We start from the raw sequence: 19,454 nt of genomic DNA, 5'->3' as shown, positions 1-19,454 counted from the left end.
GCCGGCCTCCGGATCTCCTCACGCGTCGATCGACTCGCGCGACAGCCGGTCGGAAGAGTCGATGATGAACTCGCGACGCGGAGCGACCTCGTTGCCCATCAGGAGCTCGAACACGCGCCCCGCGGCCTCCGCATCCTCCATGCGCACACGACGCAGAAGACGACCGGAGCGGTCCATGGTGGTGTTCGCCAGCTGCTCGGCGTCCATCTCGCCGAGACCCTTGTAGCGCTGGATCGGCTCGTGCCAGCGCTTGCCTGCCTTGCGAAGCTTCGCCAGCAGCGTGTGCATCTCCTGCTCGCTGTAGGTGTAGATCGTCTCGTTCGGCTTCGATCCGGGGTTCATCACGATGATTCGATGCAACGGCGGTACGGCGGCGAACACGCGGCCGTGCTCGATCAGCGGTCGCATGTAGCGGAAGAACAGGGTGAGCAGCAGAGTGCGGATGTGGGCACCGTCGACGTCGGCATCGCTCATCAGGATGATCTTGCCGTAGCGCGCCGCGTCGATGTCGAAGGTCCGCCCTGAGCCGGCCCCGATGACCTGGATGATCGATGCGCACTCGGTGTTCGAGAGCATGTCGCCCACGGAGGCCTTCTGCACGTTGAGGATCTTCCCTCGAATCGGCAGCAGGGCCTGGAACTCGCTGTTGCGCGCATTCTTGGCGGTGCCGAGCGCCGAGTCGCCCTCGACGATGAAGAGCTCGCTGCGCTCGACCTCGTTGGTGCGGCAGTCGACGAGCTTCGTCGGAAGAGTCGACGACTCCAGTGCGTTCTTCCGACGCTGGGTCTCCTTGTGCGCACGCGCCGAGACGCGTGCCTTCATCTCGGAGACGACCTTGTCCAGCAGCTGGGACGCCTGGTTCTTGTCGTCGCGCTTGGTGGAGCTGAAGCGCTGCGCCAGGTCCTTGCGGATCACCTGAGCCACGATCTGCCGGACCGCAGGGGTGCCGAGGATCTCCTTGGTCTGCCCCTCGAACTGCGGTTCGGGCACGTTGACCGTGAGCACGGCCGTCAATCCGGCGAGGACGTCGTCCTTCTCGAGCTTGTCGTTCCCGACCTTGAGACGGCGGGCGTTCTGCTCGACCTGCGCGCGGAGCACCTTGAGGAGCTCCTGCTCGAAGCCCTGCTGATGGGTTCCACCCTTGGGCGTCGCGATGATGTTGACGAAGGAGCGCACCTTTGTGTCGTAGCCCGTGCCCCACCGCAGTGCGATGTCGACGGCGCACACACGCTCCACCTCGGTGGCGATCATGTGTCCGTCGGCCTGCAGGACCGGAACCGTCTCCTTGAACGTTCCCTCACCCTGGATGCGCCAGTTGTCGGTGATCGGCGGGTCGACGGCGAGGTAGTCGACGAACTCCGAGATACCGCCTTCATAGAGGTAGGAGGTCACGGTTCCGGGGGAATCCGCGTCCTCGGAACCGAGTTCCGGGGCGTCCGGACGATTCGTGCGCTTGTCGGCGACCTCGATCTCGAGCCCCGGCACCAGGAAGGCGGTCTGACGGGCGCGGGTCTCCAGCTCGGACAGCTGGAAGGCCGCATCCTTGGTGAAGATCTGCCGATCGGCCCAGTAGCGCACCCGGGTGCCGGTCACGCCGCGGGGCGCCTTGCCAATCACCCGCAGTTCGCTCTTCTCCTGGAACGGTGTGAAAGGAGCGTCCGGGCGCTTCTCCCCCGAGTCCGCGAAGATGCCGGGCTCGCCGCGATGGAACGACATCGCATAGGTCTTGCCTCCGCGGTCGACCTCGACGTCGAGGCGCTCGGAGAGCGCGTTCACCACGGAAGCGCCCACGCCGTGCAGACCACCGGATGCCGCGTAGGAGCCGCCACCGAACTTGCCGCCGGCGTGCAGCTTCGTGTAAACCACCTCGACACCGGTCAACCCGGTGCGCGGTTCCACATCGACCGGGATGCCGCGCCCACGGTCGTGCACCTCGACGCTGCCGTCGGCATGCAGGATGATGTCGATCTTCGTGCCGTTACCGGCGACCGCTTCGTCGACAGAGTTGTCGATGATCTCCCAGAGGCAGTGCATGAGCCCGGGCGAGCCGTTGGACCCGATGTACATCCCTGGGCGCTTGCGGACGGCCTCGAGGCCTTCAAGCACCTGGAGATGATGGGCGGAGTACTCGGCATTCACAATCTCCGAGTCTAATCTCGTGAGCTCCCCGGACTCCGCAGACACTCCCCGCGGGAGGCCACTCGGCGGGGGTCGCGTACGCGCTGAGCGAAACACGCCGCAAACCGGGCATGCGTACAGGTGGAGCGTGGTTGTATTGACCAAATCCCCCAGCGAAGCCGACACCCGAGGAGGCACCGAGATGAACGCAACGACCGAACGTGACACCTCCACCGTCGAGTTCCGCCTGACAGCCATGGATCGTTGTGATTCCTGCGGCGCTCAGGCGTACATCGCCGCTGAGGTCAACGGGTCCGAGCTCCTGTTCTGCGCCCACCATGGTCGCAAGTACGAAGAGAAGCTCCGCAGCATCGCCACCAGCTGGCACGACGAGACGGCCCGCCTCGTCGAGACGGTCTGATCGCATCCTGACTCCTCTCGGCTGACCGTGGTCAGCCGAGGCAGATCAGTCGGCGACGACTCTGCGCACGCGCGGCGTGAGCCGGGTGAGGATCTCTTCTCCCACGGTGTCGATGCGCTCGGCGAGAGTCGTCGCCGACGTCTCTCCGCGCTCACCAGCGCCGAACACGACGACCTCGTCACCGACCCGCGCTCCCGGCCACCCCTCGACGACCGATGAGGTGTGTCCCACCGACACGAGCGTCCGTGCTCCGCCGGAGGTTCCGACGCGGCTTCCGGAGAGTGTGGAGGGGAGGCCGTCGAAGCTGCCGATCCCGATCGATACCCGATCCCCGTGGAGGTCGACGACCGTCGCGACGAGGCTCGCGGCCGGGCGGATGCCGTCGAGTTCCGGTCCCTCCGCGGATCGGATGCCGTAGCAGAACGCTCCGATGCGTGAGACCGTTCCCCGCAGCTCGGGACGCCACCACGAAGCCGCCGAGGCGGTCAGGTGAAGCGCCGCGGGGCTCGCGCCCGACTCCCGGACGACGCGGACCGCGTCGAGGAACGCCTCGTGGGCGATGTCGTCGTCGGCGTCACTCGCCTCCGCGATATGGCTCCACACGCCAGCGAACTCCAGGAGCCCCGCCTGCTCGGCTCCGCGCGCTTCCGCCACAGCCACCGCCCAGTCCTCCGGGAGGATGCCGTTGCGGTGCAGACCCGTGTCGATCTTGAGGTGCACGCGTGCAGATCGTCCGAGCGCCTCGGCGCGCGCGATGATCCGCCGCAGATAGTCGATCGTGCCGACGCCGAGATCGATCCTCTGCATCAGCGCATGGTCGATCTCTTCATCCGTCGATGTGACCCAGGCGAAGATCCTGGCATCGCCGCCGGCGATCCTGCGGACGGAGAGACCGGTGCGGATGTCGTAGCTTCCGAACCACTCGATTCCCGCGTGCACCGCGGCATCCACCGCCCAGGAGAGACCGTGACCGTAGGCATCGTCCTTGAGCACGAGCATCAAGGTCGACGGGGCGACACGGGCGCGCACCGCATCGATGTTCGCTCGGAAGACGCTGCTGCTCAGACGCAGTTCGGGGCGGCTCATGCCTCCCACCCCCGCACGGCATGAGCGCCGGCGACGGTGATGAGCTCGGCCGCACTCATTCCGGTGACGGCGGCCCACCGCGAGATCCCTGACGACGCCGGTCCCTCGCCGCCGAAGTAGGTGACTTCCGTGCCTGCCGCGACGTCGGCGCCCTGGAGGTCGACGACACAGACGTCCATGGCGACGCGCCCGACGATGGGCCTGCTCACACCATCGATCTCCACCTCGGCGTGATTGCCGAGCGCGCGCACGATGCCCTGTGCGTAGCCGCCGGTCACGAGCGCCACCACGGTGTCCCGGGACGCGCGGTAGGTGTAGCCGTAGGAGACGGCGTCTCCCGGCCGAAGGCGCTTGGTCGACAGGACTCGGCCGGTCAACCGCATGACCGGTCGTGTCGCGAGCTCTCGGTCCGAATCGGGGATGCCGTAGAGGAGAGACGCTTCGATATCGGGCTCTCCGGTCGTGACACCGTGGATTCCCTCGAGCTGCAGTGCCTCGACCTCGCCCTGAGCGTCGACGAGCACATGCTCGGCGCCGGCCGCGGTCACGACCTGGGCGACGGCGAGGACGCCGTGACCCCACGCGTCGCGGCGCAGATCGGCCACGCGACCACCGGCTGCCACCGCCGCCGACGCTCCTGCCGCCAAGGCGGAGCGGGAGATCATCGCACGCGGCAGGGAGCTGGAAGTCGTGTCACACACGTGTTCCAGCCTAGCTTCCGGCTCCCAGGTCGGCCTCCCCGGCCCCCGTAGACTGGTGGGGACCCCGACCCTGGAGCCTCATGTCTCGTCTTTCCCTCACGCCCCGCATCCGCTATCTGATGGGACGTGCCCGCCGCATCGACGTCGGATCGGTGGTGGAACGCGCCAAAGAGGCCTCCGAGCAGCACCACAAGGCGGTTCCCGCGATCGTCGTCGACATGCTCTGGTCGGCCGCGCGCCACAACGTCGGGTTCCAGGACTACATCGACTACGACTTCGCGATGCTGACGAAGGCCGAGCGCGCGACGTACATGACGCATCCGGTCTCGAACCAGCTCTCCCAGCGGTACGACCACCCGGACTATCGCTGGATCTTCCAGGACAAGGTCGAGTTCGACAAGCAGTTCTCCGACCATCTGCACCGCGAATGGATGGTCGTCGAGGAGGGCAACGCCGACGCTGTTCGCGAGCTCACCCAGCGCCTCGGAACGATCGTCACGAAGGAGCCGGTGGGCCAGGCGGGCACCGGAGTGCACCGCTATCACGCCGCCGACATCGCCGACTGGGACGAGTTCCACCGTGGGCTGCTGGCCCGCGGCGAACTCCTGATCGAGGAAGTCATCCGTCAGCACGACGCCCTCGCAGCCGTGTGCCCCGGCACGGTGAACACCACCCGGATCACGGCGTTCTTCGACGGCGAGAAGGCCCATATCCTCGCGATGGCCCAGAAGTTCGGGCGTGGTGCCGTGAGCGACCAGATGACATTCGGCGGCTTCTACACGATGCTCGACGAGAACGGTCATGCCGCCGGCGCAGGGTACGACTCGCACGGCCACGTGCACGAGACGCATCCGGACTCGGGCTTCCGCATCGCCGACTTCCAGCTTCCCTACATGGACGAGGTACGCGCGTTCATCGACGAGGTCGCCCGCGTCGTGCCGCAGGTGCAGTACGTCGGCTGGGACATCGTGGTCTCCCCGGACGGGCCCGTGCTCGTCGAGGGCAACTGGGGTGCCGGCGTGTACGAGAACAAGCCCAGCGTCACCGGCATCCGCACGGGCCACAAGCCTCGCTACCGCGAGGTCATCGGCTTCTGAGATCCACGAAGAAGGCCCCGGATGCTGAGCATCCGGGGCCTTCTTCGTGGATCTGAGCGGATCAGACCGCGCGGACGATACCGAGCGGCGTCGACTCCAGGCCCTGTCCGAGCGGGTTGTCGCCGAGGATCTTGACGAGGCGACGCTCTGCGTCCTTGTCGAGCGTCGAACCGAGGATGTTGCCGCCGAGATCGTTGATGTCGACCACCGCCACCTCCGCCTGACCGCCGATCAGCGCCTTCACACGTGCGGCCACGCCGTCGGGATCCTTGGGTCCGAGCACGACGGCCTCGTTGTAAGGAGGGATGGTGTGCTTGGTCGGACCGTCGATCGCGCGTGCCTTGTCCCCGGCGATGCGGTAGAAGTCACCACGACGGCCGAAAGCCTTGGTCACCGCCGCCACGGCGGACGCGAACAGGATACGCGGGGTGCCGCACTCCCGCAGCGCCATCTCCATCGTCTCGGGCATGCCGAGTCCGATGCCGTACGGCGTGCGGGTGACGTACTTCGAGAGGAAGAGCGCGAGCTTGCGCGGCTTGATCTCGTCGAGACGGTAGGACCGCCCCTGGGTGATCGCCACGATCTTCTCGGTCACGAACAGCAGGTCGCCCGGCTGCACGGCGTCCGTGGCGTACTCCGTGATGATCGCGTCGAGGTCGTCCTCGGGCATGACCACGCGGGTGCGCAGCGGGATGCGTGCGTAGCTCTTGCCGTCGACGCTCGCCTCGAGCGCCTTGCCGTCGTTCGCCTGACTCATTCGAGGTAGTCCCGCAGGGACTGCGAGCGGCTCGGGTGACGCAGCTTCGCCATCGTCTTGGACTCGATCTGGCGGATGCGCTCACGCGTCACACCGAACGTGTCGCCGATCTGGTCGAGCGTCTTCGGCTGACCGTCGCCCAGGCCGAAGCGCATGCGGATGACACCCGCCTCACGCTCGGACAGCGAGTCGAGCAGCTGCTCCAGCTGACGCTGCAGCATGGTGAAGCCCACGGCGTCGGCGGGGACCACGGCCTCGGTGTCCTCGATGAGATCACCGAACTCGCTGTCGCCGTCTTCACCCAGCGGAGTGTGCAGCGAGATCGGCTCACGGCCGTACTTCTGCACCTCGACGACCTTCTCGGGCGTCATGTCGAGCTCACGGCTGAGCTCTTCCGGAGTGGGTTCGCGGCCGAGGTCCTGCAGCATCTGACGCTGCACTCGCGCGAGCTTGTTGATGACCTCGACCATGTGCACCGGGATGCGGATGGTACGGGCCTGGTCGGCCATGGCGCGGGTGATCGCCTGACGGATCCACCAGGTGGCGTAGGTCGAGAACTTGAAGCCCTTGGTGTAGTCGAACTTCTCGACAGCGCGGATCAGACCGAGGTTGCCCTCCTGGATCAGATCCAGGAACTGCATGCCGCGGCCGGTGTAGCGCTTGGCGAGCGAGACGACGAGTCGCAGGTTCGCACCCAGCAGGTGGCTCTTGGCACGCTGACCGTCGCGGGCGACCCACTGCAGGTCGAGACCGAGCTGGCTCGTCTTCTCGGCCGCGGTCATCGCCGACAGCTTCTCCTCGGCGAACAGACCCGCCTCGATGCGCATCGCGAGCTCGACCTCTTCGGCCGCGTTCAGGAGCGCGACCTTTCCGATCTGCTTCAGGTAGTCCTTGACAGGGTCGGCCGTCGCACCGGTGATCTGCGTCGAGTAGACGGGGACGTCTTCGTCGTCGTTCGACGAGATGACGATCGCGCCGGTCGGCAGCGGCTCGGTGAACTTCGGCTTGGCGTCCTCGTCCTCGTCATCCTCTACAGCGGCAGCTGCGGGAGCCTCGTCTTCTTCGACGACGTCCTCGGACTTCTTCTTCTTGACGGGGGCGCGCTTCGCTGCCGCACGCTTCGCCGCGCTCAGGGGCGCGGGCTTCTCGGGCGCATCGGCCTCGACCGGAGCGTCGGCGGTCGTCTCTTCGGCAGCCTTCTTCGTCCGGGTGTTCTTCGTCGTGGCAGGAGTCACGTTTCGCCTTTCACGGAGCTGCTGTGTAGCCCCGGGACATTTCGGACACTAGTAAGACCCTTGTCAAGTCCAGCGCTCGAAAACACTGATTGACAACGGGTCAGAGTCCTAGTATCGCACACGTGTGGCGATGCGGACGCATTCCGACGAAGTTCTCGCGGATCCGACTCAACCGCGACCGGGCTTGTCCTCGTCGCCGGACGGGCGCGAGGCCAGGTAGCGCTCCAGCTCCGCGGCCAGCTCATCGGCACTGGGAAGGTCGCGCTCGCTGAAACCGCCCTCGTCGTAGGAGTCGTCGTCGGGGTTACGTCCCGCCATGTACGCGTCGTAGCGGCGCTCGAGATTGTGGACCATCTGCTGCAGTTCGTCGTTCCCGGCGACCTGCTCGTCGACCCGCGTCAGATAGTCCTCGCGGCGCTCCTGGACGGCATCCAGCATGAGCACGAGTCCGGTCGACGCCATCAGCCGCTCCGCCGCCGCGATGACCGCGTCGGGATTCTCGGTCTCGGCGAGGTAGTGGGGAACCAGCAGAACGAAGCCGACGGCTCGATCGCCGCGCTCGACGAAGCGGAATTCGAGCAGGTGCCCCGCTGTCGCCGGGACCTGCGTGCGCGGACGCCACACGGAGTGCGCCACGGTGAGCTCTCGGCGATTGCCGCTGACCGTCGTGCCGATCGGGCGCGTGTGGGGTACCGGCATCGCGATCGAATGCACCCAGTGCAGGCCCGAGACCTCGAACTCTGCCGCCAGCGCGAGAACCGTTTTCGCGAAGAGGTTCCACGCGAAGTCGGGCTCGTATCCGGCGAGGAGCAGGAACGGACGACCGAGTGCATCGGTCGCCAGCGACAGCTCGAGTCGCGGTGGCGTGAACTCCGTGAGATGGTCCTGGTCGAACGAGATCACCGGACGACGCGCACGGTAGTCCAGCAGCGCGTCGTTCTCGAACACCACGACCGGCTGTGGTGATGCGGTCTCGCGCAAGTGGTCGATCAGACCGGAGACCGCGCTGCCCGCATCCGTGAAACCGGTGAGAAGCAGCACCAACGGCAGGCCATGCGGCACTGCGGGCGCATTCGCGACGCGTTCGTGGATCTCACCGGAGAAGGGCATGTCTCCATGCTACGAGCAGGTCCGGATGCCGGGGCGCGGAGCGTCATGCTGAGAGCGAACACGCGCACGGACGGCGCGCGACCATGCCGCGGCGAAGATCCTAGGATGGAGGTATGACGCTTCCCGTGCTCTCGCACACCACCGCTCAGTTCCCCGGAAGCGCTGCAGATGCCGCAGTGCTCGTCGTCGCCGCTCTCCCCGATTCGGCGGATTCCCTGGCCGGTTACCCCGGCCTCGCCGACACGTTGGCCGGCATCGGATTCACCGGCTCCGCCGGATCCTTCGCCCGCGTGTACGCCCCTGATGTGACGTCTCTGCCGTTCGCCGTCGTCGGCGCCGGCGCCAAGCCCGACGCCGCAGCGGTGCGCAACGCGGCCGGTACGGCGCTGCGCACGCTCACCGGCTTCGAGCACGTCGCGCTGGCCCTTGCCGAAGGCCTCGAGCCCTTCGCCGCGGCAGCGGCCGAGGGAGCGGTGCTCGGCGCGCACAAGTTCGACGGATACCGCACGGAGAAGGGCAAGGCGCGCGCCACTGCGGTCACCCTGCACGCCGAACTCGACGACGAAGACGCAGAGTACGCCCAGGTCATCGGCGACGCGGTCGCCCTGATCAAGGACCTCGTGAACGTTCCCGCCGAGTGGCAGAGCCCCGCACAGCTCGCGCAGAGCGCGGCCGACAGTGTCGCCGACCTCGACGTCACCGTCGAGATCCTCGACGAGAAGGCCCTCGCCGAGCAGGGCTTCGGCGGCATCCTGGGCGTGGGGCAGGGCTCGGATCGTCCCCCGCGTCTCGTGCGCCTCGACTACTCCCCCGCCGACGCTTCGCGACACATCGCCCTTGTCGGCAAGGGCATCACGTTCGACACCGGCGGCCTGTCGCTCAAGCCCGCTGCGTCCATGGTCGGCATGAAGTTCGACATGGCGGGTGCCGCGACGTCGCTCGCCGCGATCCGTGCGATCGCTTCGCTCGGCCTCCCGGTCCACGTGACGGCGTGGCTCTGCATCACCGACAACATGCCGTCGGGCAGGGCGCTGCGCCCCGGCGACGTCATCCGCATCCTCGACGGCACGACGGTCGAGGTCCAGAACACCGATGCCGAGGGTCGACTCGTGCTCGCAGACGGCCTCGTGGCCGCGAGTCGCGAGAACCCGGACGTCATCATCGACGTGGCCACTCTCACGGGCGCCATCGTCGCCGCACTGGGCCACCGGCACACCGGCGTCTTCGGCGACGTCGAGACCGTGTCCTCGTTCATCTCCGCGACCGCTCAGGTCGACGAGCCCGCATGGCACATGCCGCTGCCGGAGTACATGGAGGAGTCGCTCGAATCCCCCATCGCCGACCTGCAGAACGCGAACATGGGCGACCGGATGGGCGGCGCCTCCTACGCCGGCCTGTTCCTGCGCCGCTTCGTCGGTCGTACGTCGGATGCCGACGACGCTCCGCGCATCCCCTGGGTGCACCTCGACATCGCGGGATCCGGCGAACACGCCGGCGCCCCGTACGGCTTCACTGAGAAGGGCCCCACCGGGGCGATGGTCCGATCGATCGTCGCCTTCGCCGCAGCATCCCACACGGAGGCATGACATATGACAACCCACACCTTCGACATCGTCGTCCTGGGCGGCGGCAGCGGCGGTTATGCCGCGGCACTGCGGGCGAGTGAGCTCGGCAAGTCCGTCGCGCTGATCGAGAAGGACAAGGTCGGAGGGACCTGCCTGCACCGCGGGTGCATCCCGACCAAGGCGCTGCTGCATGCCGCAGAGGTCGCCGACCATGTGCGCGATGCCGCGTCTGTGGGCGTGACCGCAGCGCTGCAGGGCATCGACACCGCCGGGGTCCGCGCCTACCGCGAAGGGATCGTCGCCAAGAAGTTCAAGGGCCTCGAGGGACTCGTCAAGGCCCGCGGGATCACCACGGTCTCCGGACTCGGCCGCCTGAACGCGGATCGCAGCGTCAGCGTCGGCGACGACGTCTACGTGGGGACGGATGTGGTGCTCGCCACCGGCTCGTACAGCCGCTCCCTCCCCGGCCTCGAGATCGGCGGCCGAATCCTCACCAGCGAGCAGGCTCTCGCTCTGGACGTCGTGCCCGACCACGTGCTCATCCTCGGAGGGGGTGTGATCGGTGTCGAGTTCGCGAGCGTCTGGCGCTCCTTCGGATCCGAGGTCACCATCATCGAGGCGCTCCCGCACCTCGTCCCGAACGAGGACATCGCCCTCAGCAAGGGACTGGAGCGCGCATTCCGTCGTCGCGGCATCAAGTACTCCCTCGGAACCCGCTTCCAGAGCGTCGTGCAGGACGAGTCATCCGTCACGCTGACGCTCGAAGACGGCACGCAGTTCACCGCCGACTACCTCCTCGTCGCCGTCGGTCGCGGTCCCGTCACGGCCGATCTCGGTTTCGAAGAGGCAGGTGTGACCCTCGATCGTGGATTCGTGATCGTCGACGAAGACCTGCTCACCGGTGTACCGGGGCTCTGGGCGGTCGGCGACATCGTGCCCGGCCTCCAACTCGCGCACCGTGGATTCCAGCAGGGCATCGCGGTCGCCGAACGGATCGCCGGACTCTCGCCTGCCAACATCCCGGATGCGCAGATCCCCAAGGTCACGTATTCGAGCCCCGAGGTCGCCTCGGTCGGTGTGACCGAGGCCGCCGCCGCCGCCGAGCACGGCGCGGACGCGATCGTCGCCTACGAGTACAACCTCGCCGGCAACGGCAAGAGCGAGATCATCGGAACCGGTGGTCTCGTGAAGGTCGTCCGTCTCAAGGACGGGCCCGTCATCGGTGTGCACCTGCTCGGCGATCGTGTCGGCGAGCTCATCACCGAGGGGCAGCTCGCCGTCGCCTGGGAGGCGCACCCGGAGGACATCGCTCCTCTGATCCACGCGCACCCTACCCAGAGCGAGGCGCTCGGCGAGGCCTTCCTGGCTCTGGCCGGCAAGCCCCTGCACGCCCTCTGAGCACCAACCGGTGCCCGAGTCACTAAGCTAGACAAGCGTCATACAACTTCCTGAAGGAGACTCAGTCATGAGCACATCCGTCGTCCTCCCCGCTCTCGGCGAGAGCGTCACAGAGGGTACGGTCACCCGCTGGCTCAAGCAGGTGGGAGACACCGTGCAGGCGGACGAGGGCCTGCTCGAGATCTCGACCGACAAGGTCGACACCGAGATCCCCTCCCCCGTCAGCGGCGTGATCGAGGAGATCCTCGTGGCCGAGGACGAGACCGTCGAGGTCGGCGCTCTCCTCGCGCGCATCGGTGATGGCAGCGCTGCGGCCCCGGCTGCAGATGCCCCCGCCGCCGCGGCCCCCGCCGCAGCAGAGGCACCGGCCCCCGCCGCTGAGGCTCCCGCTGCCGAAGCACCGGCACCCGCTGCCGAAGCACCGGCCGCAGAGGCTGCACCCGCAGCACCCGCCGGCGATGCGACCGACATCGTTCTTCCCGAGCTGGGTGAGAGCGTCACCGAGGGCACCGTCACCCGCTGGCTCAAGCAGGTGGGTGACAGCATCGCCGTCGACGAGGCTCTTCTGGAGATCTCCACCGACAAGGTCGACACCGAGATCCCCTCGCCGGTCGCCGGCGTGCTGCAGGAGATCGTCGCCGGCGAAGACGAGACCGTCGCTGTCGGCGCCGTGCTGGCACGTGTCGGCTCGGGTGCCGCACCCGCCGCCGAAGCGCCTGCGGCTCCGGCACCTGCTGCTGCCCCGGCGCCCGCTGCTGCTCCTGCACCCGTTGCAGCCCCGGCATCGGCCGCTGCCCCGGCACCCGCTGCCGCTCCGGCACCTGCTGCTGCAGCCCCGGCACCCGCTGCTGCTCCGGCACCTGCTGCTGCAGCCCCGGCTCCCGCCGCGACGAAGCTCGCACTCCCGACAGAGAACGACAACCTCTACGTGACCCCGCTCGTGCGCCGTCTGGCGTCGCAGCAGGGCGTGGACCTGGCTTCGGTCACCGGCACCGGTGTGGGTGGTCGTATCCGCAAGGAAGACGTGCTGAAGGCCGCGGAGACCGCGACGGCGGCACCTGCTGCTGCAGCCCCGGCCCCCGCTCCGCTCGAGGTCTCGCCCCTGCGCGGCACGACGCAGCCGATGTCGCGTCTGCGCAAGGTGCTCGCCAAGCGTGCTGTCGAGTCGATGCAGCAGACGGCTCAGCTGACCACGGTCGTCGAGGTCGATGTCACGGCCCTCGCCGACTACCGCGACAGCGTGAAGGCGTCGTTCCTGGAGAAGACGGGCGACAAGCTCTCCTTCCTGCCGTTCTTCGCTCTCGCCACGGCTGAGGCGCTGCAGGCGTTCCCGATCGTCAACGCGACCGTCGACGGCGAGAACATCGTCTACCCCGCCAGCGAGAACGTGTCGATCGCCGTCGACACCGAGCGCGGTCTGCTCACGCCGGTGCTGCGCGACGCCGCTTCGAAGAACATCGCGCAGATCGCTCACGAGATCGCCGATCTCGCCGCGCGTACCCGCGACAACAAGCTGAAGCCCGATGAGCTTGCCGGCGGCACGTTCACGCTGACCAACACCGGTTCGCGTGGCGCCCTGTTCGACACTCCTGTCGTGTTCCTGCCCCAGTCGGCGATCCTGGGTACCGGCACGGTCGTCAAGCGTCCGGGTCTCGTGAAGGTCGGGGGTGCTGATGCGATCGCCGTCCGGTCGTACGTGTACCTCGCGCTCTCCTACGACCACCGGATCATCGACGGCGCCGACGCAGCCCGATTCCTGGGCGCGGTGAAGGCCCGCCTCGAGTCGGCGCAGTTCGCCGCTCAGCTCGGCGCCTGACCGCACGAGTCATCCTGGCTGGTCCGCGACGTCATAGACGTCGCGGACCAGCCATTTCTCTTCTGTACGGATGAGGACGACGATCGTCTGATCGGACCCTTCGCCCTCCGCGTCTCCCGCCCCCTCATCCGCCCCACTCGTCCGAAGGCGTACCACCGCGACGTCTCCGTACTCGTCCACGAGTTCGGGGCTCGGCTTCACCGGATCCACCCTGCCCAGAGCCCCCATGACGTTCTCGGCGTCGCCGGCCACGGCATCCGTGCAGGGAGTATCGCCCTGGGCACGGCAGTCCGCGATCGCCCGCAGGAGAGATGGCACGGCGCCGAGGGGATCCTCCTCGGCGGAGGAGGACTGCGACCTCGAGGCCTCTCCGCCCGCGGGAGCTGCTCTCGGGGGCGGTGTGCTCGCCGACGCTGCATCTCCCCCCGGCGACGGCGACTGAGAGCTGCCACCTGCTGCCCCGTCGGCCTTCCCTGCTTCTTCGCCGTCAGGCCAGAGAAGCCCTCCGGCGAGCACCAGAGCCGCGGCCACCCCCGCCACCAGCACTGATCTCTTCCGCCGGTCTGCTGTCGTCTCAGACTGCCCTGCCCCGCTGTTCCGAGGTCGTGTGCGAGCGGGACGGGTTCGTCGTCTGTCCTCCAGTCGCGCATGGATCGCCTCGACGAACCCGCGGAGAGCATCGCGGATCGCGTCCCGTCTGCGGCTCCCCCGATGCGGTTCACCGGTGCGGACGCGATCCGCACGCAGACGGAGCGCACCCTGACGGTCCTGGGGAACACCTGGCGCGGTCGCGCGAGCGAGGTCTCGTGCGCGCTCGGGAGCGTGGAGTTCGCGCTCGAGCGGCTGCGGAGCCGCGATGTCGAGCATCGACCGCTCCCACGAATCGATGAGCGTGCGAGGAAGACGCGGATGGGTGAGAGTCTTCTCCAACCCGTCCTCGACAGCAGCCAGCACGCGCGTGACTGCTTTGTCGGCGGTCTGCTCCCTCAGACTGCCGAGGATCTCCAGGACTCCTGCTCTGGCCTCAGGACCATCTCCGAGCACGATGACGGGACGCCCTCCGTCCGTCAGCCACCACGTGCCGGTGTGAGCGCCGCCGGCACCCTCTCCCAACTCGTCGAGACCCCGCAGAAGGCTGACGACGAGCGTGCTGGATTCACCGGGAGTGATGTTCCCTCCCGCCGCGGATCGCCGGCCCAGGAACCCCCGCACCCGCTCCGTGCACCACGGAAGCAACGCATCGTGCCCTCCCCTACGACGACTGACATCGATGGGCGCCGCGATGTGCTCGGCTCCCGCGAACCGCCATCCGTCCCAGCCGCGGAGGATCGCTGCGTCCATCCGCACAGCGACGCCTTCCCCCTGGGTCACCAGCGTGCCCGAGAACGGCCCCTCGGTCGGATCGAGCGTCCTCACCACGCGATGCGCCCCCGGTACGAGTGGCACTCCCCGGCCGTCGTCGATCGCGATGTCGTTCATCTCCCCATCACAGCGCAGGAGGCGCTTTCGTCACCGGGTTCGGAGGCGACCCGGACGGATTCCGGCTGAGCCCCCGATGTGCAGGAGGAGTGAGAGGCGCCCGCTCCGCTTCGCGCGAACGTCGACATCACGAGGCCGTCGGACTCGGTAGGCTGGTCCTCATGGCAAAGAGTGCTCCTGAACCCGAAAAGCGTCCTGGGTTCTTCTCCCAGATCAAGTCCCTCTTCCGGTTCACACGTGAGGCCTACTCATGGCTTCCGTGGGCGCAGGCCGCGATCCTCATCGGCGGCGTGCTGCTCGGCCTCGTCGCCGGCTATCTCATCCCGCCCTTCCAGATCTGGACGCTCGTCCTCTGGGGCATCACCGGTCTCATGCTCGGCATCCTCGGCGCCCTGTTCCTGATGACGCGCCTGTCGACCTCGGCCATGTACAGCAAGATCGACGGCATGCCCGGCGCCACCGGTCATGTGCTCAGCACCAGCCTGGGTCGCAGCTGGCAGGCGTCCGAGACGCCCGTCGGCATCAACCCGAAGACGCAGGAAGCCGTCTACCGCACCATCGGCCGCGGTGGCATCGTGGTCGTCGGCGAAGGCGCACGAGGCCGGCTGACCCGCCTCGTGAACGAAGAGCGCAGCAAGGCCCAGCGCGTCGCGCACGGCGTTCCCGTCACGGTTCTCTACGTCGGTCACGGCGATGACGAGGTGGCGATCGCCGATCTCTCTAAGACGATCAAGAAGCTCCCGAAGGTGATCGACAAGGCCACGATGGCCGCCGTCATCCGCCGCGTGGACTCCGTGTCGCAGTCGCTGTCGTCGCTGCCGATCCCGAAGGGCATCGACCCGACCAAGGTGCGCTCCCAGCGTCCTCGTTGAGCTCGCGCACACGAGCCTCGAGCGCGGCCGTCCTCCTGTGAGGGCGGCCGCGCTCTGTTTCACTCGGAGAGCGGCTGCCGCGGCAGACGACGGACCTTCGCACGACGGCGCCGACGCTCCGGGACCATCGAGCGCATCTCGTCGAGCTTGCCGAAGCAGAACAGGCGGTCATCCGCTTCCAGCACGACGTGCTTGCGCGGGTTGGGGATCACGCTGACACCGCGGTGCAGCGTGAGAACCGTGATGTCCCGTTCCCACAGACCTGCTTCGCCCAGGGTCTTGCCGACCAGGTCGACCGCGCCGTGCACCATGAGTTCGGCGACGCCGTAGCCCGTCGAGACCGTCAGGCGCTGGCGCACGTCGATCTCGGGGAACGCCACCTGACCGGCGATGTAGTCGATGATGGCGCCCGCGACGTCGAGCTTCGTCGCCGTCTCGATGCCCTGCAGCCCTGGAGAGGAGTTGACCTCCATCACCAGCGGACCGTCATCGCCTTCGAGCATGTCGACGCCGGCCACGCGCAGGCCCATGATCTGGGCGGAGCGCACGGCTGCGCGCTCGTAGACGGGGTCGAGCTCGATGGCCTCCACCGAACCGCCGCGGTGCACGTTCGATCGGAACTCGTCTCCGGCCGCCGATCGTCGCATGGCGGCGACGACGCGATCGCCGACGACCAGCGCTCTGATGTCCCGGCCGCGACTCTCGGAGATGAACTTCTGGATGAGCACGTTCTGCTTGGTGGAGTGCAGGGTCTCGATGATCGCCTCGGCGACCTTCACCTGCGGTGCGAGGATGACCCCGATCCCCTGCGTGCCCTCCAGGAGCTTGATGACCACGGGCGCTCCACCCACACGCTCGATCGCAGGGCGCACGTCCGCACGGTTGCGCACGAACGCCGTCGGCGGCATCGCGATGTTGTGGCGGGAGAGGATCTGGTTCGCGCGCAGCTTGTCGCGGGCGCTCGAGATCCCGTTCGCGGTGTTCGGCGTGTAGACGTCCATCTGCTCGAACTGTCGCACGACGGCCGTGCCGAAGTACGTGATCGAGTTGCCGATGCGCGGCAGGATCGCGTCGTAGTCGCTGAGCTGACGACCTCGATAGTGCAGGTCCGGCTCCTCGGCGGTGAGGTCGATCGCGAAGCGCAACGTATTGAGCACCTTGACGTTGTGCCCGCGCTGAAGCGCGGCTGCACGCAGCCGCTGGGTGGAGTACGCCTGCGGCGCGCGGGAGAGCACTGCGATCTTCACGGGGATTTCCTGCCAGGATGTATCAGGTGAGTAGGTCTACCCATTCAAACACCCTTACGGGGTGGCGAGAGTGGGTGAGCCTGCCCGATCTCGGCGTCGACTGGCTCAAAGCCAAGATCGACACCGGTGCGCGCACCTCGTCGCTCCACGCTTTCGACATCGTCGAGTTCGAACAGGACGAGCAGCCCTGGGTCCGTTTCAAGGTCAAACCCTGGCAGGACAGCCAAGAGGACGCGGTCGTCGTCGAGTTGCCGGTCCACGATCGTCGCGCGGTACGGAGCTCTTCCGGTCATGCCCAGGAGCGACTCGTCGTCGAACTGCTCATCCGTCTCGTGGACCGCGAGGTGCTGGCCGAGGTGACTCTGAGCAATCGCGACGAGATGGGTTTCCGGATGCTCATCGGACGTGAGGCTCTGCGCCGCGGGTACATCGTCGATCCTGCGCGCTCGTTCCTCGGTGGAAGGGCGCCGCGCGAGGCACGCCGGCGCAACCGCGGGCGCGCCTGAATCCGCCCGACCGCGTGGTCAGGTGCGGATCAGAACCGTGCCGACCGCCTTGTCGTGCAGACCGCGCTGATCGGCGTCCCAGATCACGGCCGGCACGACCACCACGAGCAGGAGCGTGCGCACGATCGGACGCCACAGTCCGACCCAGCTGCCGTCCATGCGCGCCAGACGCATGCCGAGGATACGGTGCCCCGGGCTGCCGCCCGCGGTCGGGATGAAGACGATCTGCAGCACCGCGAACACCAGCATCGGAGCGAACTGGCTCAGGCCGGCTTCCGTCGGCAGCGCGAACTGGTTGAATCCGAGGAATCCGGTGGCGATGATCGTCGCCGCCGCGTAGTCGATCAGGAGGGCACCGATGCGGCGTCCGGGGCGGGCGATGCTCCCGGAGCCGGATTCGGGGAGTCCGAGTCGTTCACCGGGGTACGCGTTCACAGCATCCGTCACTCCCCCAGCCTACCCAGCGCGATATGCCGCGCTGACGCCGTCGCGCCTGTAACACGCCCGAAACAAAGCGGATACCGTAGAGAAATCCCCCGTCCGTACTCTGCAGAGTGGCCGTGAAGCCATCGATCCGCATTACAGGAGTCGTACATGTTCAAAGATTCGTCCGAGGTACTGACCTACATCAAGGAGAACGACGTCAAGTTCCTTGACATCCGTTTCACCGATCTCCCGGGTGTTCAGCAGCACTTCAACATTCCTGCATCGACGGTCGACGAGGCTTTCTTCACCGACGGCCAGCTGTTCGACGGCTCCTCGATCCGTGGCTTCGCCAGCATCCACGAGTCCGACATGCAGCTCATCCCCGACGTCACGACGGCGTACGTCGACCCGTTCCGCGAGGCGAGCACACTCGTCATGCTGTTCGACATCTACAACCCGCGCACGGGCGAGATCTACTCGAAGGACCCGCGTCAGGTCGCCAAGAAGGCCGAGAAGTACCTGACCTCGACCGGGATCGCCGACACCGCATTCTTCGCCCCCGAGGCGGAGTTCTACATCTTCGACGACGTCCGCTACAACGTCACCTCGAACTCGAGCTTCTACAGCGTCGACTCGGAAGAGGGCGCCTGGAATACCGGCCGCGAGGAAGAGGGCGGAAACCTCGCCAACAAGACGCCCTACAAGGGCGGCTACTTCCCGGTCAGCCCGGTCGACAAGACCGCCGACCTGCGCGACGACATCACCCTCAAGCTGATCGACGCCGGGTTCATCCTCGAGCGCTCGCACCACGAGGTCGGCACCGGCGGCCAGCAGGAGATCAACTACCGCTTCGACACCATGGTCCACGCGGCGGACGACATCCTCAAGTTCAAGTACATCGTCAAGAACACCGCCGAGGAATGGGGCAAGGTCGCGACCTTCATGCCCAAGCCCCTCTACGGCGACAACGGCTCGGGCATGCACACCCACCAGTCGCTGTGGGCCGACGGCAAGCCGCTGTTCTACGATGAGGCCGGCTACGGACAGCTCAGCGACATCGCGCGCTGGTACATCGGCGGCATCCTGGCCCACGCGCCCGCGCTGCTCGCCTTCACCAACCCCACGCTGAACAGCTACCACCGTCTGGTCAAGGGCTTCGAGGCTCCGGTCAACCTGGTCTACTCGGCCGGAAACCGCTCGGCCGCGATCCGCATCCCGATCACGGGCTCGAACCCGAAGGCCAAGCGCATCGAGTTCCGTGCGCCCGACGCGTCCGGCAACCCGTACCTCGCCTTCGCCGCACAGCTCATGGCCGGCCTCGACGGCATCAAGAACCGCATCGAGCCGCACGAGCCGGTCGACAAGGACCTCTACGAGCTTCCCCCCGAGGAGGCCAAGGACATCCCGCAGGTCCCGAACTCCCTGCTCGACTCGCTCGACGCGCTGGCGGCCGACCACCAGTTCCTCCTCGAGGGCGGCGTGTTCACCAAGGAGCTCATCGAGACCTGGATCTCCTACAAGTACGAGAACGAGATCCTGCCGATGGCGCAGCGTCCGCACCCGTTCGAGTACGAGCTGTACTTCGGCGTCTGACGACCAGAACATCGCGAAGAGCCCGTC

At 67.3% G+C, this 19,454-nt stretch carries 17 protein-coding genes; 8 read left to right on the top strand and 9 right to left on the bottom strand.

The features are described from left to right. Positions 1-18 precede the first annotated feature (18 nt). Positions 19-2,139 carry a DNA gyrase/topoisomerase IV subunit B gene (locus ACP699_RS01945; RefSeq protein WP_371861300.1) on the bottom strand — a complete coding sequence of 707 codons (2,121 nt, stop codon included), beginning with the start codon at positions 2,137-2,139 and terminating at the stop codon, positions 19-21. A 181-nt stretch (positions 2,140-2,320) separates the two neighbouring features. Here ACP699_RS01945 and ACP699_RS01940 point away from each other — a divergent pair, with 181 nt between their 5' ends. Further along, positions 2,321-2,539, top strand: a complete 219-nt coding sequence (locus tag ACP699_RS01940; protein ID WP_021200689.1) for a DUF7455 domain-containing protein — start codon at positions 2,321-2,323, stop codon at positions 2,537-2,539. 45 nt (positions 2,540-2,584) lie between these two features. On the opposite strand, the gene ACP699_RS01935 is transcribed toward ACP699_RS01940, so the two are convergent. Together ACP699_RS01935 and ACP699_RS01930 are read right to left on the bottom strand one after the other, a co-directional pair. Continuing rightward, entirely contained in the window at positions 2,585-3,625 is a 1,041-nt protein-coding gene (locus ACP699_RS01935) for an alanine racemase (RefSeq protein ID WP_426168732.1), read from the bottom strand. Beyond that, positions 3,622-4,326 (bottom strand): alanine racemase, encoded by a 705-nt coding sequence (locus ACP699_RS01930; RefSeq protein WP_426168729.1) that lies wholly within the window; start codon positions 4,324-4,326, stop codon positions 3,622-3,624. Before ACP699_RS01930 ends, ACP699_RS01935 begins: the two co-directional genes overlap by 4 nt. An 80-nt stretch (positions 4,327-4,406) precedes the next feature. On the opposite strand from ACP699_RS01930, the gene ACP699_RS01925 reads away from it, so the two are divergent. Further along, positions 4,407-5,423 carry a sugar-transfer associated ATP-grasp domain-containing protein gene (locus ACP699_RS01925; RefSeq protein ID WP_426168726.1) on the top strand — a complete coding sequence of 339 codons (1,017 nt, stop codon included), beginning with the start codon at positions 4,407-4,409 and terminating at the stop codon, positions 5,421-5,423. Positions 5,424-5,484: 61 nt separating this feature from the next. On the opposite strand, the gene ACP699_RS01920 is transcribed toward ACP699_RS01925, so the two are convergent. From ACP699_RS01920 to ACP699_RS01910, 3 genes are all read right to left on the bottom strand, one after another. After that, on the bottom strand, positions 5,485-6,180 hold the full coding sequence (locus ACP699_RS01920) for a coenzyme F420-0:L-glutamate ligase (RefSeq protein WP_426168723.1): 696 nt from the start codon (positions 6,178-6,180) through the stop codon (positions 5,485-5,487). Next, on the bottom strand, positions 6,177-7,415 hold the full coding sequence (locus tag ACP699_RS01915) for an RNA polymerase sigma factor (protein ID WP_017830477.1): 1,239 nt from the start codon (positions 7,413-7,415) through the stop codon (positions 6,177-6,179). The genes ACP699_RS01920 and ACP699_RS01915 overlap by 4 nt, the downstream gene beginning before the upstream one ends. A gap of 168 nt (positions 7,416-7,583) precedes the next feature. Further along, positions 7,584-8,525, bottom strand: coding sequence for a proteasome assembly chaperone family protein (locus ACP699_RS01910; protein WP_055867890.1), 942 nt, complete (start codon positions 8,523-8,525; stop codon positions 7,584-7,586). A 113-nt stretch (positions 8,526-8,638) separates the two neighbouring features. Between ACP699_RS01910 and ACP699_RS01905 the strand changes: the two genes are divergently transcribed. The 3 genes from ACP699_RS01905 (at position 8,639) to sucB (ending at position 13,304) form a co-directional block, all read left to right on the top strand. Further along, positions 8,639-10,111 (top strand): leucyl aminopeptidase, encoded by a 1,473-nt coding sequence (locus ACP699_RS01905; RefSeq protein WP_426168718.1) that lies wholly within the window; start codon positions 8,639-8,641, stop codon positions 10,109-10,111. A gap of 3 nt (positions 10,112-10,114) precedes the next feature. Further along, a complete protein-coding gene (lpdA, locus tag ACP699_RS01900) occupies positions 10,115-11,488 on the top strand; it encodes a dihydrolipoyl dehydrogenase (RefSeq protein WP_426168715.1) in 1,374 nt (457 codons plus the stop codon). A gap of 67 nt (positions 11,489-11,555) precedes the next feature. Further along, positions 11,556-13,304, top strand: a complete 1,749-nt coding sequence (gene sucB, locus ACP699_RS01895; protein WP_426168712.1) for a 2-oxoglutarate dehydrogenase, E2 component, dihydrolipoamide succinyltransferase — start codon at positions 11,556-11,558, stop codon at positions 13,302-13,304. Between the two features lie 9 nt (positions 13,305-13,313). Here the strand turns inward: sucB and ACP699_RS01890 are convergent, their stop codons facing one another. Next, a complete protein-coding gene (locus ACP699_RS01890) occupies positions 13,314-14,783 on the bottom strand; it encodes a hypothetical protein (RefSeq protein ID WP_426168709.1) in 1,470 nt (489 codons plus the stop codon). A 161-nt stretch (positions 14,784-14,944) separates the two neighbouring features. On the opposite strand from ACP699_RS01890, the gene ACP699_RS01885 reads away from it, so the two are divergent. Next, positions 14,945-15,655, top strand: a complete 711-nt coding sequence (locus ACP699_RS01885) for a DUF4191 domain-containing protein (protein ID WP_055867876.1) — start codon at positions 14,945-14,947, stop codon at positions 15,653-15,655. A gap of 59 nt (positions 15,656-15,714) precedes the next feature. Here the strand turns inward: ACP699_RS01885 and ACP699_RS01880 are convergent, their stop codons facing one another. After that, on the bottom strand, positions 15,715-16,902 hold the full coding sequence (locus ACP699_RS01880) for a RimK family alpha-L-glutamate ligase (RefSeq protein ID WP_017830470.1): 1,188 nt from the start codon (positions 16,900-16,902) through the stop codon (positions 15,715-15,717). 17 nt (positions 16,903-16,919) lie between these two features. Here ACP699_RS01880 and ACP699_RS01875 point away from each other — a divergent pair, with 17 nt between their 5' ends. Continuing rightward, the gene (locus tag ACP699_RS01875; protein WP_036323483.1) at positions 16,920-17,408 is read left to right on the top strand and encodes an ATP-dependent zinc protease family protein; all 489 of its coding nucleotides are present in this window, start codon (positions 16,920-16,922) and stop codon (positions 17,406-17,408) included. 18 nt (positions 17,409-17,426) lie between these two features. Here the strand turns inward: ACP699_RS01875 and ACP699_RS01870 are convergent, their stop codons facing one another. Continuing rightward, complete coding sequence (locus tag ACP699_RS01870) at positions 17,427-17,855, bottom strand: RDD family protein (RefSeq protein ID WP_031206091.1); 429 nt, start codon at positions 17,853-17,855, stop codon at positions 17,427-17,429. A 147-nt stretch (positions 17,856-18,002) separates the two neighbouring features. Here ACP699_RS01870 and glnA point away from each other — a divergent pair, with 147 nt between their 5' ends. After that, positions 18,003-19,427 carry a type I glutamate--ammonia ligase gene (gene glnA, locus ACP699_RS01865; RefSeq protein ID WP_127482300.1) on the top strand — a complete coding sequence of 475 codons (1,425 nt, stop codon included), beginning with the start codon at positions 18,003-18,005 and terminating at the stop codon, positions 19,425-19,427. The last annotated feature ends 27 nt before the right edge of the window (positions 19,428-19,454 follow it).

Source organism: Microbacterium sp. DWRC1-3, from assembly GCF_049896645.1.
Lineage (GTDB): Bacteria > Actinomycetota > Actinomycetes > Actinomycetales > Microbacteriaceae > Microbacterium > Microbacterium maritypicum.
The sequence above is the reverse complement of the archived record's forward strand: the minus strand, read 5'-3'. Positions and strand labels throughout refer to the sequence as shown.